Raw genomic sequence first — 24883 nt, forward strand, 5'->3', positions numbered from 1 at the left:
GCGAAGGCGTGAGCGAAGTAACGAGCGTCGCACTGAGGTCGCTGATGGCGCGGGTGCCATCGGTGGAGCGGATGATCGCATCGGCGGGATTCGAGCCGCTCGTCGCGGAATATGGGCGCACGCAGACTCTTGCCGCGCTGCGCAGCACGCTCGACGACTGGCGCCGCGAAGCGCAGGCGGGCCGCGCGTGCCTGGACGCGCTCGAGGAGTCGCGCCTCGCGCAATCGGTCGGCGCGTTGCTTCGCGAGCGGGCGCGCGGCAGCGTGCGCACCGTCTTCAATCTCACCGGCACGGTTCTCCATACGAATCTCGGCCGCGCGCTGCTGCCGGACGCCGCGGTCCAGGCGGTCGTCGATGTCCTCACGCGTCCGGCCAACCTCGAATTCGATCTCGCAACCGGCCGCCGCGGCGACCGCGACGACCTGATCGACGACCTCATCTGCGAGCTCACGGGCGCCGAAGCCGCGACTGTGGTGAACAATAACGCGGCGGCGGTGCTGCTTACGCTGTCCGCGCTCGCGTCGAAGAAGGAAGTGATCGTGTCGCGCGGCGAGCTGGTCGAGATCGGCGGCGCGTTTCGCATTCCGGACATCATGAGCCGGGCGGGCGCGAAGCTGCGCGAAGTCGGCACGACCAACCGCACGCACCTGAAGGATTACGACGAGGCGATCGGCGATCGCACGGCGCTGTTGATGAAGGTTCATTGCAGCAACTACGCGATCAGCGGCTTCACGAAGGAAGTCGCGCTGCACGAACTCGCCTCGCTCGGCAAGGCGCGCCGCGTGCCGGTGGCGGTCGATCTCGGCAGCGGCACGCTCGTCGACCTGACGCAATGGGGCCTGCCGCGCGAGACGACCGTGCGCGAGACGGTGGAAGGCGGCGCGGATCTGGTCACGTTCAGCGGCGACAAGCTGCTCGGCGGGCCGCAGGCGGGGCTGATCGTCGGCCGGGCGGATCTGATCGGGAAGATCAAGAAGCATCCGCTGAAGCGCGCGCTGCGCGTCGGCAAGCTGACGCTCGCCGCGCTCGAACCGGTGCTGCGCCTCTACCGGGCGCCCGAATTCCTGCGCGACCGGCTGACCACGCTGCGCCTTCTCACGCGCCCCGCCGACGACATGCGCAATGCCGCCGAGCGCATCGCGCCCGCGCTGCTGCGCGCGATCGGCGACGAATTCTCCATTGCCATCGAGCCGATGTTCAGCCAGATCGGCAGCGGTGCGCTGCCGGTCGACGTGCTGCCGAGCTACGGCGTCGCGGTGCGTCTTGCGAGCGGCAAGCGGCCGGGGCGGCAACTGGCGAAGGTCGAGAAGGTGCTGCGCGAGCTGCCGCGCCCGGTGATCGGCCGGATCGCCGACGACGCGCTGCGTCTCGACCTGCGCTGCCTGGAAGCCGCCGACGAAGCCGCGTTCATCGCGCAACTCGAGGCGTATTCGGCGCCGCAACCGAAGGGCGCGGGCGCATGATCGCAGGCACCGCGGGCCACATCGACCACGGCAAGACGACGCTGGTTCGCGCGCTGTCCGGCGTCGATACCGACCGGCTGAAGGAAGAGAAGGCGCGCGGCATTTCGATCGAGCTCGGCTATGCGTACGTGCCGCTCGCGAACGGCGACGTGCTCGGCCTGATCGACGTGCCGGGCCACGAGAAGCTGGTCCACACGATGGCAGCGGGGGCATGCGGCATCGACTTTGCGCTCGTCGTCGTCGCCGCGGACGACGGCGTGATGCCGCAGACCCGCGAGCATCTCGCGATCCTCGAATTGCTCGGCGTGACCGAGGGCGCGGTCGCGGTGACGAAGACCGATCGCGTCGATGAGGCGCGCCTCATCGAAGTACACGAGGAAATCGCAGCGTGGCTCGCGCCGGGCGCGCTGAAGGACGCGCCGCTTTTCGACACCAACGCGACCCGCGAGAACGACGCGGGCGTCGCCGCACTCGACGCGCATTTGCGCGCGGCCGCCGCCCGCTGGCGGATGCGGCGCGACGACGGGCTGTTCAGGCTCGCGGTCGACCGCGTGTTCACGCTCGCCGGGCAGGGCACCATCGTGACGGGCACGGTGTTCTCGGGGCGCGTGAATGTCGGCGATACGATGCTGCTCGCGCCGAAGGGCGAACCCGTGCGCGTGCGCAGCATCCACGCGCAGAATCGCGCGGCGCAGACGGGGCGCGCGGGGGAGCGTTGCGCACTGAATCTCGCCGGCATCGAAAAGGATGCGATTGCGCGCGGTGACTGGATCGTCGATGCGCGGCTCGCGCGGGCCTCCGAGCGTATCGACACCGATCTCACGCTCCTGCCCGATGCCGGGCTCGATCTCACGCACTGGGCGCCGCTGCACGTGCACCTCGGCACGACGCACCGGGTCGCGCATGTCGCGCTGCTCGATGGCGACGAGCTGCACGCGGGCGAGCGGGCGCGCGTGCAGCTCGTCTTCGATCAGCCCGTGTGCGCGCTGCCCGGCGACCGCTTCATCGTGCGCAATGCGCAGGCGAACCGCACGGTCGGCGGGGGGCGTGTGCTCGATCCGTTCGGGCCAGCGAGAAAGCGCCGCACGCCCGAGCGGCGCGCGTGGCTCGATGCGCTGGACTCGATGCTCGACACGGGGCGCATCGACCCGCTCCTCGCTTGCGCGCCGCACGGCCTGCCGCGTTCGCTGCTCGAGCATCTCACGGGCATGCCCGCAGCCGCGCTGACGTTGCCCGACGACACGCGCGTCGTGCCGTTGCCCGACGATGCGATGCTCGTCGCGCGTTCGCAATGGGATGCGCTGGCCGGCCGGCTCGTCGACGCGTTGCGTGTTTTTCACGAGCGCTCGCCGGACGAGCAGGGCGCCGACACGGCGCGTCTTCGCCGCATCGCCGCGCCGCTCGTGCCCGACGCGCTGTGGCGCGCGCTCGTGGATGCTGCGCTGGAAGAAGGGACGATCGCGCGCAGCGGGCCGTGGCTGCATCTGCCGACGCATGCCGTCACCCTCGACGCCGCCGAACAGGCGCTGGCCGATGCGCTGCTTCCGTCGATTGCGCGAGGCCGTTTCGATCCGCCCTGGGTACGCGATCTCGCGAGCGCGCACGGCGTGCCGGAGGAGCGCGTGCGGCAACTGCTGCGCAAGCTTGCGCGGCGCGGCGAGGTGTTCCAGGTCGTGCGCGATCTTTTCTATCATCGCGACGCGATTCGCGAACTGGCGCTGCTCGTCGCTTCGGAAGCGGAGAAGCAAGGCGGCGCGCTCGCGGCAGCACCGTTTCGCGACGCAAGCGCGCTCGGGCGCAAGCGCGCGATACAGGTTTTGGAATTCTTCGACCGCGTTGGGTATACTCGCTTCCACCGCGAACGTCACGTGGTGCGCGTCGATAGCCGCTGGCACGAGTTGATCTGAAAGATCGACCGGCTGCGCGGCTCGTTTTTTCTCTGCAGGAAGGCATCCGTATCCGGTGGTGCGGCTGGGCTTCAAACCCAGTTGGGGGCGTCAGCCGCTCCCAGGTAGGTTCGACTCCTGCTGCCTTCCGCCGCAATGGTTTGCAGGATTCCGAGGCCCCTGAAAAATCTAGACTCAAACGATATGGTGTGTGTTTTTCTGCCCGAAACATGCGCCTAGAGTCGGTTGACGATATTGGACCAAGGAACATCCATGGCAATCCCGCTTCATACTTTTGAGCCGACTGGCGACCCCATCGTCGACGATTTCAACTTCTTCCGTGTCGGAGCCAACGACTTTTCCTATGACGGCTGGTTCACAGCGAACGCGCATGTTCTGCTGCACACCGGCGAGGAAATCATCAGAGACGCCGAGCCATATACTCGTGGTGATGGTCCAAATTGCTGGGGAATCTATGTTCTCATTTCCAACAATGAAATCGCGTATGTCGGCAGAGCCATGAGAATATACGAGCGGCTAATGGCGCATCAGCGTAGCGGAAAGGTTTTCGATCGATACTGGTGTGTTGGCGGGATTCCCTATGACTGGCTTGGCAGCGTAGAGGATCATTACGTTCGCCGCTTAAAACCGTATCTCAACGCCATGAAGACATCGGGGAATATCATTCTGGAGAGAATTGCCAAGAAGGCGCTATCCGAGGCGGCATAAATCGGTTCGCCGCAATTCCTAAAAGCTCTCCGCCCACCGCCCGACTGTTTTGGCGTATCGTACTGTACATCCATACAGCATTTGCGAGGCCGCGATGGGCCTGTTCGAAAACGACGGGGCGGAGCACGCCTGCTGGAAATGTGAGCACTGGGGCGGCAACTTAGAAGGCACTTCGCACGCGCGCTGTGAGCGCGGCGGGAGCGTCCAAGTGATCGCGCGAGCCGAGTTCGGCTGTGCGTTCTGGGTCCGAGCGACAGGAAGTGACGATGACGAAGACGTGCCGGGATCGAACAATGCTCAGCCTCCGACAAGGAGGCGACCATGAAACCGAAAACGTTTATCGAGCAAGCCGAGCGTGAAGCCAAGCTCGTCGACGCGCTGCTGCTCGCACGCTACACACTGGCGATTCACAACGGGAAACTGTGCACCGCTGAACGCGAGACCTGGGAGATGAATTTCCGTGCTGAGTTAATACGGATTGATGCGGCGCTTCAGATGGCCGGAATAGACACCACCCAGCCGATGCATCCCCCTTTCAGGTATGACGAGGATGATTGATGCGTCTGACCTGAATCGAGCGCTCGAAGGATGCGCCGCCGCTCCCGCGGGCGCTTGCGATTCGCCCGAAAGGTACTAGACTGTTCTTGAGCGCATTTGCAATGGTGTGCTCTCCTTGTACAACTCCTCTGCACCGCCGCCTGCAAGCGGCGGTCTTTTTGTTGTTGTCACTGGTCCCTGCATCGCGCGCACGAACGTCCTAGAACTGAACTGTTCGTCAGTCGGCCTGGCCAACGACGCCGACAGGGTTCAGCCGCGCGTGGTCGCCATGAAGTTCTATCGCTGCCTTGTTGTAGGCGTGTGATGCCTCATCGAGCGTATCGAACGTCCCGATGTAGACGCGCCGCGAGCGACGCCGCTCTGTCACGTAGATGTATGCCTCGAAGCGCAGACCACGCGCCGTCTCACGGCGGCAGACACCCACGCGCTCCAGCGGGTTGACGGTCCGGGATAGACGGTCCATATGGAGGGCCATTAGTGTTGTAAACTAATGCACCATACATGTGCAGCGGCTGCCGTTTTGTTCGTCACCCCACATCTGCCTCGAAGGTTGAATTGTGGCATCCGGCGCGCCTATACCTATTCGACGCCCTCTCGATCGACGGCGAAGATCTGCGCGCGCTGCCGCTCGCCGAGCGCAAGAGCCACCTCCGCGAAGCCATCACCGACACGAAGACGCTGATTTTCGCGAACGGCATCTTCGGCGCCGGCGAATGGGTTTTCGAGCAAGCGCAGGCCCTAGACCTCGAAGGCATGATAGCCAAGCGGCTTTCGTCGCGGTATGAGCGCGGGAGGTCGCTCGATTGGCTGAAAATCAAGAATGCGGATTTCGGGCGACCGGCTGCGCTGGGCTGGGGCCGCGCCTCGCTTAGATAGAGAAACCCTCAATCGGAGAACTCCCAATGACCGCCGATGAATTCGAATCTCAGTTGGCGATGTTGCTCAAGGACCAACCGCGTGGCACCGCCGCCGATTTGCCGACTGCATGACCGCGTATTGGAACGGAAGCCAGATAGTCTTCGCGTTTTTGTGCGAGCACGGCACCGGCCGGATCGATGAGGAGTTCGATCTCGACGATTACGTTTGGGAGGAATGGGAACCGGTCTTTGCGGCATGGCTCGTCTCGCCTCGGTTTAGCCCCCGGACTGAGCTGCTGCAGTGGGCGAGGAAGGGCGACAACTAAATCTGAAATACAGCGAATCATTTCGCGCCTTGAACTAGGCGCCAAACATCTGATAATAGAAACAAGCGCGTTTTGCATGGCGCGCTGCGCTTGATGGTCCCGCTCAACCTTCGCTGGTTGGCGGGACTTTTTTATGGCGCCAAGCTCAGACAAAAATTCGATAAGACGAATAGCGTTTACTGTAAGCCCTTACGGTAAAATCCACGCCAACTTCGGCCAGCCGGAAAAAATTACAGAATGAAAGTAAAAGAACTGATCTCCGACACCATCTGGATCCCGGGTTTTTCGTACGACGCAGACGTCAAACCCAAGCTATCGGTCCTGCTTCCCACTTTTCGGCGCGGCAAAAGCGGCCTCTTCAAGAGGGCTGTGGAGTCAATCCTGTCACAGACGCTCGACGATATCGAACTCATCATAATCGACGACGCAAGCACTGATGGAACTGCCGATCAGATCGCGGAATTTCAGCGTAGAGACGGGCGAATCAGTTGCCTTCGTCACCCGAAGAACATAGGTCTGCCCGCAATCTCTGAGTATGAGGCGTACGTGCGCGCTCGCGCCGACCGGATTTCGTTCGCCTTCGATGACACAATGTTCAATGATGACGCCCTTGAAAAGCTTCTTGCGGAATCCGAGAAGTTTCCTACGGCGATCGTTTATGGGCACGTTGAGTGGTCGCATAAGGACCAGAAGACGGGAGAAATTATTGACATGCGGCTCGGGTCCGCAAGGTCACAAGGCCACCTTCGGCTTGGGAATTTCATTCCCAACAACGGGGTCCTCATGCCAAGGGACATGATCGAAGACATCGGTTTCTACGACCCCCACATCGTCATCGCTCGAGTCTGCGACTGGGATCTTTGGTGCAGAGCGGCCGAGCGGTACGAAGTTAGGTTCGTCGACGTCGCGGTCGGACGCGAAGACGGTCCGATGACATCCGACAGCCTGGGCAACACATATGCGCTCGATAGTTGGGCTGTAGACGAGTGGATGCGAACGTCAAGAAACGAAGCGCTTCGGCCGGCGAACATCCCTGAGTACGAGGTTTTGTTGCCCAATCCAGACCACGGTATCAGTACCCAGTCCGTTTGCGACAGCTTGGCGCAAAAGCATGCACAAGCGCGCGGCTGGAAAATCCCGGAATGGCAGCCGCCGAAGAAGTCCGACGATGGATACACACTCGTCGTCAACCTCCACTACAACGCTTCAACGACTCTGTATTTCGACATGCTTCCCGCGGAAGTTGCCCGTCGAGTGCGCGTCATCTCCTACCACGGAGGTTTCGGCGTAGAGGAACTCGCTCGAGCCACCTCGGTTATCTTCGTTCGACATATTTCTGCGTTCCGACCTTGGATTGAAGCGGCTAAAGCACTGGGCATTCCCACTTACTTTTTCCTCGACGACAACTTGCCAATGTTGGTTGAGAACAAAGAGGTGTCCGTGCCCGGCGAAGATTTCCGTTTACCCAAGCTTCGCGAGGACCTGAAACTGTTCAGTGGCGTGCTGCTATCGAGCGCCAACCTGCTGGGTTATTTTAAAGAGAACAAACTTCACGAGAATCTGACCGTTTTTCCAGTATCGAGCTTCGATCAGCGTGCTCTTTCCGTCGATTTCCGCGAGCACAAAGCGGAAGGCGAGATAGTCATTGCGTGTGCAGGCGGGTCACACCGGAATAAGGGATTGTGGTCGATAGTTTTCCCGGCGTTGGTCAGCCTCGCGGAGCAAGGGGCAAGAATTCACCTCGTGGCGCCAAAGCCAGACGACGATGAACGGACCGACCTTGACCGCCTTCCGACTGGCATGCGGGTCACTCTATTGCCTTTCGAAACGGGATACTTGTTTGCGATGCGGCGCTTCGCTCGGTTCTCTCCTGATTATGTTCTGCACGCTCCGAGTGAGACGCGGAATAATCGGTTTAAGACCCAACACGCATTGCTCACGGCGAAACTGTTAAACGCCGTCGCGATCGTTCCGAATACCCCGCCGTTTGACAATATTGAGGACGGTGAGAACGCCATTGTCGTTAACTACCCATTCGCGTCGACGTCTTGGCTTTTTGGCTTGAAGGACGTCGTCTCCGGTAAGTACGATCAGCAAAAGATAAAAGAGGCGAACTCGTCGTATTGCGAAGAGCATTTCTCTGGAAAGGAAAACGCCCGCGTTATCGCTGAGATGCAGCGTCGTCATGGCGGCGAGGCAAGTTGGTCGGAACAAGCGCGGCGTCTCCATAGGCTGCCAGCTTGGGTGCGCGCCACGACAGGATTTCCTACTGTGGAGGGTGGTCAGTCATCTCTATCCCTCGCCCAGGCAAGCGAGCTAGCTGGCCTTCGCCATATGGCTCGTTATTCGTGGAGATTGCGTGTCTTCCGCAGGAGGGCTGACCTATGGGGCGCCGTTGCTCCGCAGTTTGTGCCGGTGAAGCAGTTCAGCGATCGGATGGGATGGAGGAACGCCGGATCTTCGCTGGAGCTGAGCGACTCGCTGTCCTCCATGCCGTTCAGGGAATACCGCGTCGCACCGCGTGCCGGGAAGCTGGCCGCAGTCTCTTTCGTCATGTCTGTGGACTTCGTGAAGCAGGGACTGGTGGGAGTCGAGATAGTCAGTCCTAACAACGAGATTAAGGATCACGTCGTTCTAGACCTGACCAAGGCAGACCTCGGAAAGCCGGTGCGCTTCGAGTTGACAGATATTCGAGTCCGGGAGGGCGAGACTTGGGGAATTAGAGTATTTGCGAGGTCGGCAGTGCCTGTGTATGTGTTTGAGTTCATCAATAGACGAGTGCTCGGGCTACGGTTCGTAAGCCCGACACCGTTTATGACGTTAGACATCGAATAACAAGAAACCCACACCTAAAAATCGGGGAAGCAATGAACAATAATAGTGCAGAAGAGAATGTTGTTGCGTGGCATGTGTACGATCCGAAGCGGGATCTTACCTTTGTCACGCAGAGCAAGCGGGAAGCGGACGAAGCGGGAGATCGCGGTTGTCGTATCGTCCCGCTGGTGCCGCTGGTTGATGTGCGCGTAGGCGCGTAGAGGGGTGCCGCTACGCCGATCATGCTGGCGTAGCGGGATACAGCATATTGGCTGTAAAAGGCGAATACAAGAGATCGCCTGTTATGCCGTGATGGGCTTCGAAGCATGGGCCATTTATTATGGGGAGTTCGTGCCGCTCATTGACCATAAGAATCTGGTCCCGAGCGAAAATTGGATAGACAATCTCCGCAAGGCCACTCACTCGCAAAACCAGCATAACCGGTCGCTGAGCAAGAACAACAAGTCAGGATTCAAAGGCGTTTGCTGGCATGCTCAGAATCGAAAATGGAGGGCCTACATTGTGGTGAACTGGAAGCAAAGGCATCTTGGCCTCTTCGATACTCCCGAAGAGGCGCACCTAGCTTACTGCAAGGCGGCCGACGAATTACACGGACTTTTCGCTAATCATGGGGGCATCCCAGTGACTGCCACCGAAGCAGCGAACTGCGAGCCACATGATTTGGCGGCGTAGCCAGGGAACCTGAGTGACAGCGGATGCTTCGCGCAGAACAGCATCCGCAATCTCCCGAGATACCCAGTGATAGGTATAGATGGCATCGTGAACGACCGATGCCTCTGCGGAAGTGCCGCCCGCGAGCAGGTAAGCGATCGGCACCCGCGGCACTGATGCCAAGTCAGTCACAAACCCCACCGGCACAACGAACACTCGTCCGGCGACGTCCGAGTCATAGACGAGCGGCTGCGTGAGCCGCCACTTCCCGTCATCCTGGTCGGTCGCGTTCTGCATCACGAGAGACGTCAGGAACTTGCTCATTACGCGCTCGCGCCGACCGGAGCCGAAGCGGGAGCCGCCGCATTGAACTGAGCAATTGCCGTGTTCAGTGCGGTCTGCAGCGCAATTGCGCCGATGGCCACGAGCGTCTTGTCGTTCTGCGAGAGCGACGAATCGTTCACGAGTTGCAGCGCGGCCGGAATCGACGTGTTCGCAAACGCCTGGACACTTGCGACGCTGACCGAATCATGCACAGCGCAGAACGCGATTGCATCCGAATACACCTTGTCGACGACTGCCGCTTGATCCGCGGTCAGGCCTGGCTCGAGCGCCTTGATGGAGTTGAGAGACGGGACGGCGGCGGTGCAAGCGATGCCGACTTGGGTATGCACAGCGGACAGCAATTGAGCGGGCGATTGAGCGGGAGCGGAGGCGCATGCCGAGACAACGGACGCGATGACGCCTGCCGCAATGAAGGGCGCGAATTTGCGAAGCATGGGATTTCCTTAAGGAGCGAGTTTGATAGCCGCGGCTGCGGCATTGGAGGCCGCGCCAGCGACATTGCTGATGACGGCGCCTTGCGCATTCAGTGGAGCCGTGGCTCCGACGCCGTTTTCAGCGAAGTGAACGGTGACGGTGCTGTCTGGCGCCATAGACAGATCGAACGTGAGTGAACTGATATCCTTTCCGTTTTGGGCGGAGGCCTCACAGCAGATGATTTGCTTCGTGTTCGGCTCATAGAACGGTTTCACGCTATATGACGCCGTGCCGGCACAGCCGGCGAGAGACGCCACCGCGAGGCAGCACAGAGCGCGATTCACGATTGCACTGCAGGCGCTTTGGGCTCTGCTTTCGCCGCGGCACGGGCCGCAAGGACGTTGCAGACCGCGTGAATCGCCGTCACGAGTGCGCCCGCGACGAGCAGTTGCACTTCGGGCGGCATGGGCATTGGGAAGCCCATCGAGGCCCATTGGACGGCCGGCACGAGCGAAGCTGCGGTCAGAGTGGCGCCGCCGGTGATCAAGGACGATGCGTTGTTCATTTCCATTTCTCCAACAAAAAAGCCGCCCGTAGGCGGCCGTAAGATGCATAAGATTGGGTAAGGTCGGTAGGGACCGGCGATTACTGCGACGACATCGGCAACGCTGCCTTCAAAACCAATATCTTGTTCGGATTGCTGGTCTGGCACGTAATGGCGATCCAATACTGACTGCCGAATGTGCCCGCCGAGCAGACGGCCTGAACTGCAGCGCCAATTGCGATCGCCTTGCCCTTGAGTAGCGTCAGAGGAACCGAATTTATGACCACGCCCGAGAGAACCAGAGAGGGCGTTGAATCGGCGCCTGCAGTCGCTTTGATAGAAACTTCCGGCGTCCCTGTTAATGTTTCTCCGGGTGCCAGCATAGCCGTCGCATCCATCGTTATCACAACCGTCTCGCGCGGGTCTTTCAGGCTCAACTGTGGAGTCAGATTGAAGTTCATGCGCATTTCACGTAGAAATAGCGGGCTAATTCCGCCGAATAGAATGGTCGAACCGAAGCGATGGAACAGAATGGCCGCGGCGCGACTGTGACGAGATAGTTCTGATCGGCAGCGTACGAAGTCGCAGTAACCTGGCCGATCGCAGCACTCAAGCTGGGTCGCTGAGTCACTGACGCGAGAGAACCCGACACAACAACGACGCCAGTCGAAGAATCGCTATTGGGCGCCTGCATCGATGCCGCCGAACCGGAGACGGAAACTGCACCAATCGCCAGGGATAATGTCTTGGCTTGGGTTGATAATCCCGCACCAGAAATGACCGAATAGACGACGCTTCCCGATGCCGCAACGACGTTTTCCGATTGGACAGACGCGCCAGAACCAGAAACCAATACGCCGCCGGCCGCCGCCGACACATTCTTCGCTTGCGTGCTCGCCGCGCTGCCTTGCGAGACATTGCCGATTGCGCCAGATGCGGTCGAGGCATTCGGCGCTTGAGTGCTTGCCGCCGCGCCGGAGATTCCGACAGAGCCAGATGCCGCCGCCGTGTTGCTTGCCTGAGTCGATGCCGAAGTGCCAGATATGGCACTTCGCGCCACCGAAGAGACCGCATTTGCCGTCTGCGTGCCGGCGCCTGAACCACTCACAACCACGGCCCCGGAAGTGGCTCCAGAATTCTTCGCCTGGCCCTGTGCAGCAGATCGGGAAATCGACACCGCCCCGATGGCAGAGCCAGTATTCCCACCCTGAATTGAGGCCCCTGCGCCAGTGGATGTAGCCGTGGCATTCAGGTACTTAGCTGCCCCCATCCACACGTTACCGCCGCCGCCTATAATCGACTTGGCAGTAAGCTGACAGATCAGCTGTTTGCCTGCCGAGTCCGCGCTATACGTAAGCGTAGTGGCTAGAAACTGAGACGCACCTGAACCCGGTGCGGCAGGCAGATGCTGTACCGGGGCTGCGCTTCCGTCTGACAGCGAAATATCAATCTGCGAGGCGCAGCTATTTCCACCCCAATAAATCGTAACCGTGCGACTAGTCGTGTCCGCTGGGAGGGTGAATTTAAAACCCTGCCCGGCTGTTGCCGTTGTCGCGCTGACGAAAATGCCTTCCTTGACGGCGGTTCCAGAGGCTTGCGGAGTGCCGCCGGTCCACGTGTAGCCAAGGCCGAATGCGAACGTGCCCCACGAGACGCCGGAACCTAGCAGTGTCGGCAAGCCAATGGTCGAGCCAGCTCCGCTCATGCGGTTCGGCGTTGTTGACGCGTGAAACTCGATCCAGTCCGTCTGTGCGGGCGACGAGAGATTGAATGTCTCTGTGCCCGCGAGAATGGTTGTCGAACCGGATAGGCTCCCCATGCGTGCCTCCGATTACGAGATCAGTTTCCGTTCGTGTACGTGCTCGACGACACGCTAACCGTTTGACCGGTGGCGATGTTCGGGTTGTTGAGGTTCAGGTCGCAGCCACTGATGCCGACCGTACCGTCTACATGAGCGACGCCAGCCGAAGTTCGTAGACGGTACCAATTGGCCGTCTTGCCCGTGCCTGCAGCCGCGGTGCCAGTGCCGTTGCTGATGGCGTTGAGGATGAGCACGCCGCCCGAAGGTGCTGGTGCCAGAGTCGTCGAGCAGACAAGTGTGGCGAGAAGGTTCTGTGTGGTGACGGCGGTTTCGGGCGACGTCGGTTGCGTGCCGTCATACAGATCGTATGCGGCGCTGGCGCCGAGTCTCGTCGTTATCGCTGCTTGCTGGTCATTCTTAAGCGTGACGCTGTATTTGAGGTTCGATGCCATGGAATTCCCTTATCACGAATCCAGTGTCGAAAGGTTGTGCGCCTTGATGATGCTGATGATCTTAGTTGCGTAGTCCGGATCAGTGGCATACCCTGCGGCAGCCACAGCTCGAGCGAACGTCGATCCGCTCGCATAGGCGAACGCACCGCTATATCGCGGGTTGCCCGTCAAAAACGATGCGTGGTCTTCGATGCTCCCAAGCCAATCGCTGTACGCGCGGAATTTCGCCGTGATCGTGATTGGCTTGCCCTTCACGACTTCATGCGTCACCTGTTCGGTGACGGGGCCATGCCATGACGCATCCGCTTTGATGCCGAACAGATTGAAGCCGGGGCATGCGGCACCCCAGCCCGATTCAAGAGCGGCCTGTGCGATAGTGAATGACGCGGGGATCTTGGTTTTTGCCGCGCATGCTTGAGCCGCCGGCGAAATTGCGGCAATGAAGTCATCGGGTTTCATCAGTGTCTCCGTGAATCCCCGGCCAAAATGGCCGGGGAACGGTGAGGCGTCAGCTAGTTAGCTGAAGGGAGCAGGTTGACGGTGAATGACACTGCGTTGGGCAGTGCCTCCGACAGCGTGATAGTTGCAACGTCGCCGCTTGTGGAAAGAACTGCACGCGCAGCACCAAGGCTTTGAGCCGTGCGGGCCATGGGGAACCAGTTCGTGCGGCTGCACGCCTCGAGGTCCGTGGCCGAGTAGGTGCCGATCGTTGCGCCGGCAGGGATCGTCAGAACCGGCAGCTTGGACGTCTGCGCGGCGATGAGCGCGTTTGTTGTCCCTTCTAGGAAGGTCTTCCCGGCGGCAGGGACGTTGTGGACGTTGCGCGCGGTGATTCCGCGCGCGTTCGAGTTCCTGACCTGAATGACGCCGAGGTCGAACGTCGCGAGCGTTCCCGCACCGCCGGAGTCGAGAGCGTCGTCCAGGTCCAGACCTTCGATGTAGCCCGCCTTGATCGCGTAATCGGACGCTTCCGCTTGAATCGTCGCAGCGCCGCTGACAAACGAGTCCCAGCCGGTCGCAATTAATTTCAGTTGGAAGATGCTCGAATCAACCGGAACGAGATTGATGAACGCGTTGCCCAGCCGTTCGCACGCGACGCGCTTCCAGACGGACGCCACGGTAAGCCCAGCTGTCGCCGTGCCAGGAAGGCGCGGATCGAGCGTATCTGATTGATAGACGAAATACGGGCTGAAACCGCTGAAATAGTCCTCAATGTCGGCGTGAACGCCCATGCTCCCGTTCTTCGGCAAGTAGAAGGCAGCGCAGAGTTCCGCGTTGCTCGAGCAGTTCGTCCACTTCCAGTCGCCGCCGGTGCTGAGGATGCACCACGTTGCGAAGTTGCCGGTTCCGCCCAGGTTATCGAGCGAGCTATGCCCGTTGTTGGTCCATGCGGTATAGGCGAAGCGCACGCCGGTCACGAAGATGTCCTTCGCGTCGAACTTGTGATTGCCGCCGTTGCCGAAAACGATGCCATCCATCTGGCAGCCAGCCGACGTCGTACCCATGACGGCGCCTTTCTGTCCCGGACCAAGCATGCGGAAACCACGATACTGCGCGTTTTCCAGTTTCCTGCCGCCCGAAAAGACGCGCAGTGCTGCCGTGCCTGGCCCCATGTCTTGCGACCAACGGAACATAACGCCGTCCGTCGTGTTGCCCGAAGGGTAGCTCGCGCAAATCAGGTGCTTGTCGACCAGCGTGAGCTCCGCGCCGCTGCACAGGTACATCCCGCGAACGCACTTTACGTTTTGCGTGAGAGGCGAATCGAACGCGGCTTGCACCTTTGTGCCAGATTGGCTGAGCCCGGTGTAATCCGCGCCGAACCACGACGCGGAGTGGTATTCGTTGTAGATGGTCCCGGCGATCGTGCCGCCTTTGGACAGGTCGAAGATCTGCTGGAAGTCGTTCGCGTCGATCAGCGCCTTCGAGAACGTGAGGGTCACGCCTGCCGCCGGCTGGAGCATTCCGCCTTCTTCAAAGATGTAGCGTCCGCTCAGCGTCGTATCCGCTACAAACGAGGTGACGCTGGAAATACGTGTGACGTTCACTTGTCCGCCTTTGTCTGTTGTAGGAGTCGGAACCCCTCGCGCATTTCGGTTGCGTTCTGGTTGACCGCCTCAATAAGGCGTTCAATGGAGCGCTCGAGACTGCCCACCGCTTTCGTCAGCTCGGTCTGTGTCACGTACGTCTCGGCGATGTGGAGCTTGTGCGCGTCGAGCGCTTTGTTCAGTTCCTTGATGGCAAGCGACTGCTCTTTGATGGCGTCGCCCTGTTCCTTGCTCGTCTTGTCTCGCTGCGCCTCTGACCGCTGCCAAAGCCACCCAAAGACGCCACTGACAGCGGCAAAGCCCGCGCAACCCACTTCGACGACGGCGGTGAAATCCATGAATCGGTCCAGGAAAAGAAAAAGCCCCTTGCGGGGCTGGGTGTGTTGTTTTGAATGCGTGAACTTTAGGTGCGGCCCGACTGTATCGGGCCACAGATCATCAGGGCGAGCCGCCGCCGATCACATTGCTCGTACCGGAATTGTCTACGGTCGTAACACAGTTTATATACACATTCGATTGAACATTTACGTTCCTCGATGCCGCCTGCAGGGTGATGCCACTGCCTAGGGTGAAGAATGAATTTCCGGTGATGATCGTTCCACCATTCGTAAATCCGTTCACGATAATGCCAAATATGCCAGACGTAGAGCCCGTGTTCGATTCGAAACTATTTCCAGTGATGGTCGTTGTCGACAAAGCGCTTTGAAGGTCTACGCCACTCGAGTTGCTGTTGATCAAAAACAGGTTATTTGCGATTTGTACGTTCGGAATGGCAGACTGCAAAAGGATGTTAAAACCGTTGGCAACAGAGTTGAATTGACTTCCAACGATACTAAGTTGATCCAGTCCAGACAATCCACCCGATGCACGTACCCCGTTGACATTGTTGGTGAAGTTCATGTTGGACATCTGAACGCCCTGCACCAAGTTGCCGTACTCAAGCCCGACGTTCCACTGGTCAAAACTGGAATTGCTAAGGTTGAAAACGATCAGTGGCAGCGTTCCCGATGATGCAATGAGAACCCCAGTCCCAGCAGGCGTACCTGGCCCGATCGCCTGGACGTGATCGATATTGACGTTAGATACGCCTCGAATATCGATGCCGATCCCGAAAAATTTGGCCCCGAAGTATCCATCCGTCCCACGGATCGTGACGTTCGTGATGGTACTTAGTGCAGCGCTAGCAAACGTGGCCGACGATTGATTTAGGAAAATGCCCTGGCCGACGCCCAATGCGCCGCTTGCAATGGTCAATCCATCGACGTGTACGGAATTGGAGGCAAGCAGGTAATTGAACGAAAGACCGCCGCCATTTGCCCAGTTCAGCACGGTATTATCCGCGCCCGCACCGCGCACGGTTATGCTACCGGGCGCGTTCGGAAATCCGAAAGCCGCCTGGCTAGCAAAGTTGTACGTACCCGCCGGGAAAAAAATGCATACGTTGTTGGGATGAGTCGCCTGGTTGGCAACGATGGTTGCCACGTAGGCTGCATCATTGTTCGCCGCACCGAGGTTATTTCCGCCGAAATCGAGGATCGACGCGCAGTCCGAGTGGCTAGCGACAAACGCCGTCGTCGCGACCTGCGTCGTGTTCGTCCCGAGTGGTGCAGTGGGCGCGGAAGGCGTTCCGGTGAATGCCGGCGAAGCAAGCGGAGCGATACCGAGCGAGCTCAACGTCTGGAAGGACGGATCGGCAGATGCGCCATTGCCGGCAAACAACGTACCGGCTGCCCCTGCGGCCGTCACGTTGATGGCTGACGTACCTGCGCCGATTGCGACGCCGTGTGCCGTCAGAGAGTTCTTCCCAATCCCACCTTGCGGAACCGACAGCGGCGTCGTCAGTCCGGATAGCGACGTGATATTGGAGTTCGCGCCGGCCGTTGCACCTGTGGTGCCATTGAGCAGCGTGCCGCTTGTCGGCAGCGTGATGCTGGTCGTTCCGGTCGTCGTGAGCGTCACCGGATTGGCGCCGGAGACCGTAAAGTCGCCGCCTACCGAGATTGCCCCAGCATTCGCAGCACCCGTGCCACCGCTAGCGGAGCTAAGCGGATTTTGCAGCGTGAGAGAGCTGAATGTCGGAGACGGAAAACTCTGGGCGAACGCCGTCAGCGGCACTAAGAGTGCCGCAACAACAAACTTTTTCATTTTATTTTCCGGGGATGGAAATCAGGAAATCGAAACGACGCCGCCGTTGTCCCAGAGAATTCCGGGCGTATCAGGACGTGTAGTGGGGAGGTTGGTCGCCCATTGAGTGGACGAACCGAGGATTTGCGTGAGCTGCGACAGGGGCATCGTGCAAAGTGCGATCTGCCCGTTTTGAACCTGCTGAATTGTTACCGTCTCGTTTCCCGTCAGCGGTTGCGGCAGACCAAAGATTTCCGGCATTTATCGTATTTCCGTGAATGTTGCGGTTGGTGAAACTGATCCGGTTGTAACGTATTGGTATGTGCTCCCCGGCATCACAATTGCCCATACGCACAAAGCTTGGCCGGAGGATGTTGCCGACGAATTGGTGAATTCGACGCCATTGATAAAGATGCCGATCGATCCCGTTCCGGTTGAAGAAGTGGCTGCGGAAACCATGATCGGAGCGGGCGTGTTGTTAACGAAGGGCGTGTTGTATGTGCGAATAACGGTGATTTGCGTCTGACCGATGCCAAATACGTTGCCTCCGTTTGCGCCTCTAATGAAGAACGGAAAGGACGTGTTGCCAATCATTACCTGATTGGTAGGCGAGCAGAAGAATGCAGAGAACGGGCCGAAAGTCGAACTCAGCTGATAGCCGAGGCTGCTCGTGTTATGCGGCACGAGAAAGCCTTGAGTGGCCGTCACTTCTCCCGTTACGTCGACGGATTGCTCGAAAGAGTTCGAGCCGGTCCAGTCATTGTCCTTAGCCAATTGCCCGAACGATTGCTGTTGACCTGCGGTCGGTCCGCTAAAAGCGAAATCGCCGGTTAGCCACGCGAGCGCAGACGTTCCTTCCTGCCCACGGGACAGGTTGCTCAGCGTCGCTCCGCTGACAGCGCCCGCATAGATGACTTCGAAGTTGTCCCGCGTCGCTTGATCGTTGAGGGTAATGACCAACGACATGCCGGCAGGAATCGAGGCCGGCAGACCCGCCGAGCTCGAAAGCGTTAGCGACGTATCAGAGGGCGCGACGGCGCCCGCCAGCGTCGTGCTGATGTTGTTCGCGAATGTGAAAATAGCCACTGATACACCTTTTAGGCAATCGAAATAACGCCGGCGTCATTCCATAACTGGAGGGTGCCGTCGCCCGGATTCGTGAGCGGTAGATTGCCGCCGCCAAGGGTTAGCAACTCCTGAGGCGTAAGCGTTTGGCTGAAGAACACGGGTGGCGCAGACGGGTTTGGCGTGACGCCAGGGATGACCGATATGACGCCGCCGTTGTACCAAAGCGCTCCCGGCACCAGTCCATCCGGAGACGTTGGGAAATTGAGAGGCAGCGTCATCTGCAAAATGCCGCCGTTATTGATCAGATTGACGTTGACAAACTGATAGACGTACTGGAACGGCACAGCCAGTTCGTTGTTTGCGAATAACTGCTGAAGTGCCTGCGCCTCGGGCGTCGAGAACACTGTGATAGAGAAGATGTTCCCGGAAACGGTTATGGACGGAGGATTGTTTTGAACTGGCCAATCCGTCCCGTTCACGCCGTTGAGAAACCGATTAATCCGGTTCTTCAGCCATCCGATCGTGAAGACCTTCCCATCGCCGCGATACAGATTCCACGTCATCACCCGCTTGTAGATGTCATCGGAAGCCAGCGCCGCGGAGCCGGAGGACGAGATCTTCTGCCCGTTGTAGGGCATCGTGTTGTAGGCGTAGGCGTCGTATCCAGCGACTCTACTTGTCGTCGAGGATGACAGCACCGGGCGCGGGATACCGTAGATTCCTCGCGCGATCCAGTCCAGTAGCGGGCCGGTGATGTTAGGCGACGTGTAGAGCGCTAACGGCGTGCTGGTGAACCACGAGAGATACCCTTGAGACAGCGAGTTGTAGGCGTCAACAAACGCCCTAAGATTCACATCGTCGGAATACTGCCGGTATAAATACGATGGAATTATTTGCTGCATCGGCAGCGTGGAAAATGACTCGATGTCGGCCATACATTTAGCCTTGCGTGACCGTCACACCAGTCGCGGAACAGTTGAAGAAGCCTTCGGGGTCACCTTGGATAATGCTGGTGCCTGCGGCCGGCGTTGCCGGGACTCCGTTGATGACTACGGCAAACTGCAAAGTAGTGATATTCGGCGCCGCGATAACCGATGCGACGGCGTTTTGAAACGTGGCCGTCATCTCGAGCAGGTTGATCGGCTGGCCCACAAAAATACTGTTCAGGTAAGACTGCAATGCCGGTGCCGCCAACTGATTAACCGATGGACCCGCGGTGAAGTTCGGAAGCGTCGTATTCCACGTGACCGCCGCCGTCACGTTTTGCTGCGGCGGATTGACGAACGGAATGGAATACGTGTTCGGGTTCTGAAACAACGAAACGACAACGTCGCGCGGATTCGGCGAGAACGTGGCGCCTCCGACATAGGCACCGAAGGCGGTGCCGTTTGTCGTCGTGGTGATCGTGTTTCCAGCGATGGATCCGACCGTATAGGTGACGTTGTATGCAGTCGGCGTTGCGCCTGTCACCGTGAACGTCTGACCCACACTGAATCCAGTAGGCAAGTTCGTCGTGATGACAACGGGGTTCGCTGCCGTCATGGCGGTGATGCCAAGCTGAGAACCCTGAAGCGCCGCGATGTCGGGAACGCTCTGAAGGATCGCCGTCGCGACAGAGAATTCATCGCCGCCACCGCAGACGATCTGCCATCCGCCAGGCAACTGATTGACCGATATAAGACGCTGCTGGACGCCGGTGACCTTGCCGAGCAGAGTCTTAACGAACGCCGGCGTTCCCGTCACTGTGACGAGGCCAGCCTGCAGCACGCGCGCCCGATAGTCCTGAACGCTTTCCGTTGTCGTGGCCGGCGTCCCCGCTTCCGGGTTCGTCACCGTGACCGCAAACGCACTCGGGACAGACGTGACGATTTTCGAGACCGTTCCAGCCGGAATCGCGAAGGTTCCACTGTTCGTCGATACAGCTAACAGGAGAGGGCTGGTGCCACCCGCCTGGATAACGCCGCCGTCCTGCAGCGAATATTGGTTTGTACCGTCGCCGACCAAGAAGCCCGGCTGAAATACGAATCCTGGCGGCCCGGAGAACTGCACAAAGACGCTGCCGTTGGCCGCCACGCCCTGCGGAACGCCGAATTGCGCGCCGAGCTGGGCGAGGATGAATGCGTTGGCGCCGAAAGGCGTCACAGAGTTGATCGCGTCGACTCGAGCCTGATCAATGGTGATAAGTGCGCCGACGTCTGTGCCGGTGATGTCGTCGATCAAACCAGCCGGCAATACAGTGAAGCCGGGCGACTGCGACGCCACGAAATTGATCAGGTTCTGATACAGAGTCTGTACGGGCGTGGTCGTTGGCCCTGCCGCGGTCATCACCAACGGGATGTTCGTTGGGTTAATGGTTGTAGCCATCTAGGTCGGGCCAATAAAAAAGCCCGCCTAAGCGGGCTTGTGACTGATTAAAAGACTTGCGTGTTGGTTATCGAACTCGCCGCGCGCGGATGAACCCGTTCGCCGTCATCGTGCCGCCTGAGAACGTCGATTGCGCTACGCAAAACGTCGTCGTCGGACTCGCGAGACTCACACGCACGGTCGGCGTTTCCAAAACCTGGGCTGCTGCGATAGGAAACCCGCTGGCTAGCTGGACGAAGCCGCCGAGATTAGACCCCGGCACAGTCGCTGAGGTCGTATTGATGCCGGCCGCGAGGACAGTTGGCGTTACCCCGGCTGCCGGAGCGAACGTCACCGCACACGAAACATCCCAATCTCCCGCCGGCAGGTTCGTGATGCTCGTTGCATTTGCCGCCGTCGAACTCGTTAGCGACGTTCCTGCGGTTGAGTTCGACTGATACTCGCCGACCGAACCCGCGTTCGCGTTGTTGTTCGTCGTCGTGCCGACGATATTCGGCGTTGTGATCGTCGGCGACGTGCCAAAGACCAGCGAGCCACTCCCCGTTTCGTCCGAGATCACACCGAGCAGCTGCGCGCTGGTCGTCGCGGCGAATTGAGACAGCGGGTTGCCCGTTCGAGCGACACCCGTCAGGCATACGAACCCGGTGCCGTTTGACCATTGCAGAGAGCTGTTCGAGCTGCTGCAGCTCGGCATGCTGAATGCTGTCGGCGCAGCGCTCGAGCCAGTTGCGTTCGCGAGCACCGTATTCGCTGCAACAGGCGAAAGACCAGAGATCGGGATCGAAATATTCGGCGCATTGAGGACACCCGTCACCGTAAGAGTCGGGACGGTGAGCGGCCCATTTAGAACCCCGCCCGACAGCGACAGAACGTTCGAAAACGCATTGTTAAGCTGTGCCGCCGTCAGAATCTGACCTGAGGTGAACTGTGCGTTCGCCGTCGAACAGGCGAGCAGCAACAGGAATGCAAGACGTTTGATCATGCTAGGGTCGATGAATTGAGAGTGAACGTGTTATCGAGTTGAGGAGCAACGATCGAAGAGTCCACATAGGGAGTCAATATCGCCCCGTTGTGGCAAACGGCGGTCACTTGATAGACCGGCGGGAATGATCCCTGTACGCGCGCGATAGTGAGCGATGCGAAGTGCGGGGAAAACTGCTGCTGAATTTGATTTACGTAAAAATCAGGGAGGACTTGAGTGACGATCGTTTGCATCTGCGGAATGCCCGTATTGGCAAAAAATGGGCTCTCTCCCAGATTCAGCTTTAGCGCTTGAGCTAGAGTGGTCAGCCAACAATTGTCATCAAAGCCGTTCGCATCCGTTTCAACCTTGACCCATGTTTTAGTGCCATCGGCATTGGCGATTCTTCCCCACGTACGCATTTCAATCCCTCAAAGAGCAAATGGAGAAACCATGATTCGCATAACCCTGCTGTCTATCTTGCTGGTCTCATCGGCGGCCAACGCACAAGACGTCGACCTCGCTGGCATTCCGCAAAACTGCGAGGCGCCGCTCGCGCGGGATATGGAACTGTCGAACATTCCGTATCTGTTGGACCTCGGTCCCAACGCCGCGAAGATATCGTCTATCAAGAACGTCGGCGGTACGCCGGCTTACGAGTACTATCCGGGCCTTCATCGCATCGACTGTTACATCACTGTCCGCTGGAGCAACGGGGAAGTGGACTTCATGCACAAATTCAGCATGTGGGAAGACCGTTACGACGGCATCAAGGGCACGTATTCGCAGCGCTAGTTGATCGGCGGATCGGTTTGAACCTTCGTGCCAGTGCCAGGGAAGTATCCGTGCGTATGGTTCTCGTAGCTCTCGCCGTTGATGCTCAGTCCCGAACCGTTCAGCACGATGGTATTTGCGCCGAACGTCATCGTGATGCCGGCCGCGTTGAGAACCAGCGATGTCGCGCCGAACGTCAGAGCGGTCTCTGTTCCATTCACGACGATGGTCGACGTCCCGAAGGTAACGGTCGTTCCATCGGTGTTCGTGACGATTTCGGACCTCGTGCCCTGCGTCGTGCGGATGATCGCGCCGTTCGGGCCTTGAACCTGCGCCGCGTTCTGATCGATCGGGCCTGATCCGGCGTTGCTGATCGGCACGAACACGAGCGCGCTAAGGTTGCCGGGGCGCGTCAGATTCGCTACGCCACCGCCGAGCCCCGAAACGCCGCCAAGGTAGGCGTCGGCCGGCATCGTGACGCCCTTGTCGCCAACCTGAGTCGGCATCCGGATCCACGGGCTCTCCGCCTTCGGGATCGTGATGTTCGGGAGCGTCAGCGGCGCCGCGCTGACTTCAAACGCAACCGTGACAATCGAGCCCGAGACGCTGACGACTCGGCAGGGAAGCGCGCGCCCGGTGTTCGAGATGGCTTGCTGAGCCCGGTTGATCGCCAACTGATTCGAGCTCTTCTGAACCCAAAGCTTCGCGTAATTGTCAGCCATTTGGATTCATGATGCAGTTAGCGATCGTGACCCATTGCGTTGCGTCGGCGGAACGGAAACTTCCGATCTGGCGCAGCTCGGACACGATGAAATTGTTCTGAAACGTCGTCTGATTCTTGATGGTCGACGGGAACGAATTCGAACTGGTTGTCACGAAGCCTGGCAGGTTTTGAAGCCCCTGCGGCATCCGGACCATTCCGCCCATCACGAGGTCGGCGCGCGCAACCATCTTTAGCTGAATCGTGTTGACGGCAATCCACGTTGGCTGCCCGACGAAATCTGTAAATGCTAGTTGGATCGGCGTAGGCAAAAACGTCTTGTCGAAAACGACGACCCGGCCGCCTTGAATGCCGATCGTCACCGGGTTATCGAAAACGCCCTCGGTGATTTCCGATACAGCCTGCGCCAACTGGTCAAGCGTGCCGCATACGTGGATCTCGTCGAAGTTCTGGACGAAATCGCTGCTGATATGCATATCCACCGGCATATTGGGATAGGCAACCGAAAACGTCTGTTGCAGCGCCGTGGAAAGTTGCGTGCCGGCGGTCCAGTTAAGAACGAAGTTCCCCGGATTGTCGATCGTGAACGTAGCCGGGATGACAACGAAATCCAGCGTTTGCTCTACGCCTTCCCAATTTCCATACGACTGGAAAATTTGCCCCTTCAGGATCGTCCCGGCCTGCGCCGGATTGACGAGCGGCAGACCCGCCTTCATGCCCGCTTTTAGTTCGAGCGTCATGCCGGCGAACTGCTGCGACTGGGTCAAATCCTTCAGCGAGATTCCGCGAAGCGTGACCGTCGAGGCGCCGCTCGGCGTGCCGTACGGGCCGACCAACGCGTCATACTCGATTTCCAGCGCCGCGGGGTCGTAGACTCCTTTCGGGTGCGAAGTGAAGACCCGCGTCGGCGTCGTGGTGCCTTGAGGCGTGAGAGAGAGCTCGTAGAATCGGCTCATGGGACAATCTCAAAGTTTCCCGTGTCCGCCCTAAACAGAATCGTCGACGAAGAGAACACGCCCGGCGCCAAAAAGATGTCAAATCCGAGCGGGGAACCGACCATCGCACCGGACCAAAACATCGTGCCAGAGCTATCAAGAATGGACAAATACCATCTCTGTCCAGCTATGTTCCACGTCACATTTCCAACGAAGCTTCCGCCGTCGAGCGTGAGCTGCGTAGAGAAGGGCGGCGACGAAAGGTTGTTGGGAGTGAACGGGATTAAAGTCACAGTGCGCTGCTCAGATAAGTGTTCACGACGCCCGCAATGCCCGTCACGTTAGAGACAGCGTTCTGCGCAGACGAGCCCACGGCGACCGCGGCATTCGACCAGAACGACGATCCCGCAGCAGGCGTTGCACCGGATACTGAGGCGCCGCTAGAAAGCTTGCTCATCAAGGAATTGAGCGCTGCAGTTGCCTGCTGACCCGTGACTAGGGGCTGCACAAAATCGAGCTGATACTCAATCTGCTGCTGCTTTCCGGCGCCGCCCGTCGTATCCGTCATCGACGTCAGGATCGCGTTTTTATAGATGTAGGCCGGCGTGGCGATGTGATATGTTCCGCCGGCCGCATTGTGGGCCACCAGCGAATTCTGCAGACTGGTGAAGATGGCGGTTTTCGTTAGGTAGCCCGCCGTATCCTTGACCGGCGCAATCATGCGCAGCGAGATGTTCAACGGCTGCTGAATCGTCGCGTTAGCGGCCGTCTGCTGATTGGCAAAAGGATAGGTCGCGATCTGCTGATTGACGAGCGTCGAGCCCGGAACCGGAACGAATCGCGCGAAGAAATCGCTGGTCGAGAAGCCATCAGACGCTGCGCCTTGCAGGAACGCTGCCGATTGACCCACCAGAGCAATAATCGGCAGCATTCCGCCCAGCGTGGTTGACGCGATACCGTCGACCAGGATGATAGGCGACACCTGGAAGGCGAGGTCATAGACCGTAGCGAATGCCGGTTGATTTGCCAT

At 59.3% G+C, this 24883-nt stretch carries 30 protein-coding genes and 1 tRNA gene; 10 read left to right on the forward strand and 21 right to left on the reverse strand.

Going from position 1 to position 24883, the window contains the following annotated elements; translation table 11 throughout:
- Positions 1–44 precede the first annotated feature (44 nt).
- The 5 genes from selA (at position 45) to BG61_RS17430 (ending at position 4636) form a co-directional block, all read left to right on the forward strand.
- Complete coding sequence (selA, locus tag BG61_RS17415) at positions 45–1463, forward strand: L-seryl-tRNA(Sec) selenium transferase (protein ID WP_370818104.1); 1419 nt, start codon at positions 45–47, stop codon at positions 1461–1463.
- On the forward strand, positions 1460–3370 hold the full coding sequence (gene selB / locus BG61_RS17420; RefSeq protein WP_035939490.1) for a selenocysteine-specific translation elongation factor: 1911 nt from the start codon (positions 1460–1462) through the stop codon (positions 3368–3370). Before selA ends, selB begins: the two co-directional genes overlap by 4 nt.
- Before the next feature lie 37 nt (positions 3371–3407).
- Positions 3408–3500: transfer RNA gene (locus tag BG61_RS41950), tRNA-Sec, on the forward strand.
- A gap of 122 nt (positions 3501–3622) precedes the next feature.
- Positions 3623–4078, forward strand: a complete 456-nt coding sequence (locus BG61_RS17425) for a GIY-YIG nuclease family protein (RefSeq protein WP_035939489.1) — start codon at positions 3623–3625, stop codon at positions 4076–4078.
- Positions 4079–4399: 321 nt separating this feature from the next.
- Complete coding sequence (locus BG61_RS17430) at positions 4400–4636, forward strand: hypothetical protein (RefSeq protein ID WP_051672595.1); 237 nt, start codon at positions 4400–4402, stop codon at positions 4634–4636.
- Between the two features lie 217 nt (positions 4637–4853).
- Here the strand turns inward: BG61_RS17430 and BG61_RS17435 are convergent, their stop codons facing one another.
- Positions 4854–5099, reverse strand: coding sequence for an AP2/ERF family transcription factor (locus BG61_RS17435; RefSeq protein WP_161783680.1), 246 nt, complete (start codon positions 5097–5099; stop codon positions 4854–4856).
- 92 nt (positions 5100–5191) lie between these two features.
- Here BG61_RS17435 and BG61_RS17440 point away from each other — a divergent pair, with 92 nt between their 5' ends.
- The 4 genes from BG61_RS17440 to BG61_RS44970 all read left to right on the forward strand — a co-directional run bounded on the left by BG61_RS17440 (position 5192) and on the right by BG61_RS44970 (position 9326).
- Positions 5192–5512: an ATP-dependent DNA ligase gene (locus BG61_RS17440; protein WP_051672596.1), complete on the forward strand. Its 321-nt coding sequence runs from the start codon at positions 5192–5194 to the stop codon at positions 5510–5512.
- A gap of 544 nt (positions 5513–6056) precedes the next feature.
- Positions 6057–8654, forward strand: coding sequence for a glycosyltransferase family 2 protein (locus BG61_RS17450; protein WP_035939485.1), 2598 nt, complete (start codon positions 6057–6059; stop codon positions 8652–8654).
- A gap of 32 nt (positions 8655–8686) precedes the next feature.
- Positions 8687–8854, forward strand: a complete 168-nt coding sequence (locus BG61_RS42830) for a hypothetical protein (protein WP_161783681.1) — start codon at positions 8687–8689, stop codon at positions 8852–8854.
- 91 nt (positions 8855–8945) lie between these two features.
- The gene (locus tag BG61_RS44970) at positions 8946–9326 is read left to right on the forward strand and encodes an AP2 domain-containing protein (RefSeq protein WP_075584174.1); all 381 of its coding nucleotides are present in this window, start codon (positions 8946–8948) and stop codon (positions 9324–9326) included.
- On the opposite strand, the gene BG61_RS17460 is transcribed toward BG61_RS44970, so the two are convergent.
- From BG61_RS17460 to BG61_RS41300, 17 genes are all read right to left on the reverse strand, one after another.
- A complete protein-coding gene (locus BG61_RS17460) occupies positions 9240–9629 on the reverse strand; it encodes a DUF1353 domain-containing protein (protein WP_051672598.1) in 390 nt (129 codons plus the stop codon). The two genes, BG61_RS44970 and BG61_RS17460, sit on opposite strands and share 87 nt — an antisense overlap.
- Entirely contained in the window at positions 9629–10084 is a 456-nt protein-coding gene (locus BG61_RS17465; protein WP_035939484.1) for a hypothetical protein, read from the reverse strand. Before BG61_RS17465 ends, BG61_RS17460 begins: the two co-directional genes overlap by 1 nt.
- Before the next feature lie 9 nt (positions 10085–10093).
- Positions 10094–10339, reverse strand: coding sequence for a hypothetical protein (locus BG61_RS17470; RefSeq protein WP_035941761.1), 246 nt, complete (start codon positions 10337–10339; stop codon positions 10094–10096).
- A 65-nt stretch (positions 10340–10404) separates the two neighbouring features.
- A complete protein-coding gene (locus BG61_RS17475) occupies positions 10405–10629 on the reverse strand; it encodes a hypothetical protein (RefSeq protein WP_035939597.1) in 225 nt (74 codons plus the stop codon).
- 80 nt (positions 10630–10709) lie between these two features.
- Positions 10710–11069 carry a hypothetical protein gene (locus BG61_RS17480; protein WP_129572328.1) on the reverse strand — a complete coding sequence of 120 codons (360 nt, stop codon included), beginning with the start codon at positions 11067–11069 and terminating at the stop codon, positions 10710–10712.
- Positions 11066–12427 (reverse strand): hypothetical protein, encoded by a 1362-nt coding sequence (locus BG61_RS41955; protein WP_129572327.1) that lies wholly within the window; start codon positions 12425–12427, stop codon positions 11066–11068. Before BG61_RS41955 ends, BG61_RS17480 begins: the two co-directional genes overlap by 4 nt.
- A 20-nt stretch (positions 12428–12447) precedes the next feature.
- Positions 12448–12861, reverse strand: coding sequence for a hypothetical protein (locus BG61_RS17485; RefSeq protein WP_035939479.1), 414 nt, complete (start codon positions 12859–12861; stop codon positions 12448–12450).
- 12 nt (positions 12862–12873) lie between these two features.
- Entirely contained in the window at positions 12874–13320 is a 447-nt protein-coding gene (locus tag BG61_RS17490) for a glycoside hydrolase family 73 protein (RefSeq protein ID WP_035939477.1), read from the reverse strand.
- A 53-nt stretch (positions 13321–13373) separates the two neighbouring features.
- Positions 13374–14906, reverse strand: coding sequence for a hypothetical protein (locus BG61_RS17495; protein ID WP_035939476.1), 1533 nt, complete (start codon positions 14904–14906; stop codon positions 13374–13376).
- Positions 14903–15244, reverse strand: a complete 342-nt coding sequence (locus BG61_RS17500) for a hypothetical protein (RefSeq protein WP_035939474.1) — start codon at positions 15242–15244, stop codon at positions 14903–14905. The genes BG61_RS17495 and BG61_RS17500 overlap by 4 nt, the downstream gene beginning before the upstream one ends.
- Positions 15245–15344: 100 nt before the next feature.
- Positions 15345–17051: a beta strand repeat-containing protein gene (locus tag BG61_RS17505; protein WP_035939473.1), complete on the reverse strand. Its 1707-nt coding sequence runs from the start codon at positions 17049–17051 to the stop codon at positions 15345–15347.
- Positions 17052–17072: 21 nt separating this feature from the next.
- Complete coding sequence (locus BG61_RS17510; protein ID WP_035939471.1) at positions 17073–17291, reverse strand: hypothetical protein; 219 nt, start codon at positions 17289–17291, stop codon at positions 17073–17075.
- Positions 17292–18116 (reverse strand): hypothetical protein, encoded by an 825-nt coding sequence (locus BG61_RS17515; RefSeq protein WP_035939469.1) that lies wholly within the window; start codon positions 18114–18116, stop codon positions 17292–17294.
- An 11-nt stretch (positions 18117–18127) separates the two neighbouring features.
- A complete protein-coding gene (locus BG61_RS17520; protein ID WP_051672600.1) occupies positions 18128–19033 on the reverse strand; it encodes a hypothetical protein in 906 nt (301 codons plus the stop codon).
- Between the two features lie 4 nt (positions 19034–19037).
- Positions 19038–20462: a baseplate J/gp47 family protein gene (locus tag BG61_RS17525; protein ID WP_232256427.1), complete on the reverse strand. Its 1425-nt coding sequence runs from the start codon at positions 20460–20462 to the stop codon at positions 19038–19040.
- 67 nt (positions 20463–20529) lie between these two features.
- Complete coding sequence (locus BG61_RS41960) at positions 20530–21444, reverse strand: hypothetical protein (RefSeq protein WP_129572326.1); 915 nt, start codon at positions 21442–21444, stop codon at positions 20530–20532.
- On the reverse strand, positions 21441–21845 hold the full coding sequence (locus BG61_RS41300) for a hypothetical protein (RefSeq protein WP_206540596.1): 405 nt from the start codon (positions 21843–21845) through the stop codon (positions 21441–21443). Before BG61_RS41300 ends, BG61_RS41960 begins: the two co-directional genes overlap by 4 nt.
- 31 nt (positions 21846–21876) lie before the next feature.
- Between BG61_RS41300 and BG61_RS17540 the strand changes: the two genes are divergently transcribed.
- Positions 21877–22218, forward strand: coding sequence for a hypothetical protein (locus BG61_RS17540; protein WP_035941763.1), 342 nt, complete (start codon positions 21877–21879; stop codon positions 22216–22218).
- On the opposite strand, the gene BG61_RS17545 is transcribed toward BG61_RS17540, so the two are convergent.
- The 3 genes from BG61_RS17545 to BG61_RS17560 all read right to left on the reverse strand — a co-directional run bounded on the left by BG61_RS17545 (position 22215) and on the right by BG61_RS17560 (position 24883).
- Positions 22215–22919, reverse strand: coding sequence for a hypothetical protein (locus tag BG61_RS17545; RefSeq protein ID WP_035939461.1), 705 nt, complete (start codon positions 22917–22919; stop codon positions 22215–22217). The genes BG61_RS17540 and BG61_RS17545 overlap by 4 nt on opposite strands.
- Positions 22912–23874, reverse strand: coding sequence for a hypothetical protein (locus BG61_RS17550; RefSeq protein ID WP_232256426.1), 963 nt, complete (start codon positions 23872–23874; stop codon positions 22912–22914). Before BG61_RS17550 ends, BG61_RS17545 begins: the two co-directional genes overlap by 8 nt.
- Positions 23875–24142: 268 nt before the next feature.
- The gene (locus tag BG61_RS17560) at positions 24143–24883 is read right to left on the reverse strand and encodes a hypothetical protein (RefSeq protein ID WP_035939459.1); all 741 of its coding nucleotides are present in this window, start codon (positions 24881–24883) and stop codon (positions 24143–24145) included.

The organism is Caballeronia glathei (assembly GCF_000698595.1).
Taxonomy (GTDB): domain Bacteria; phylum Pseudomonadota; class Gammaproteobacteria; order Burkholderiales; family Burkholderiaceae; genus Caballeronia; species Caballeronia glathei.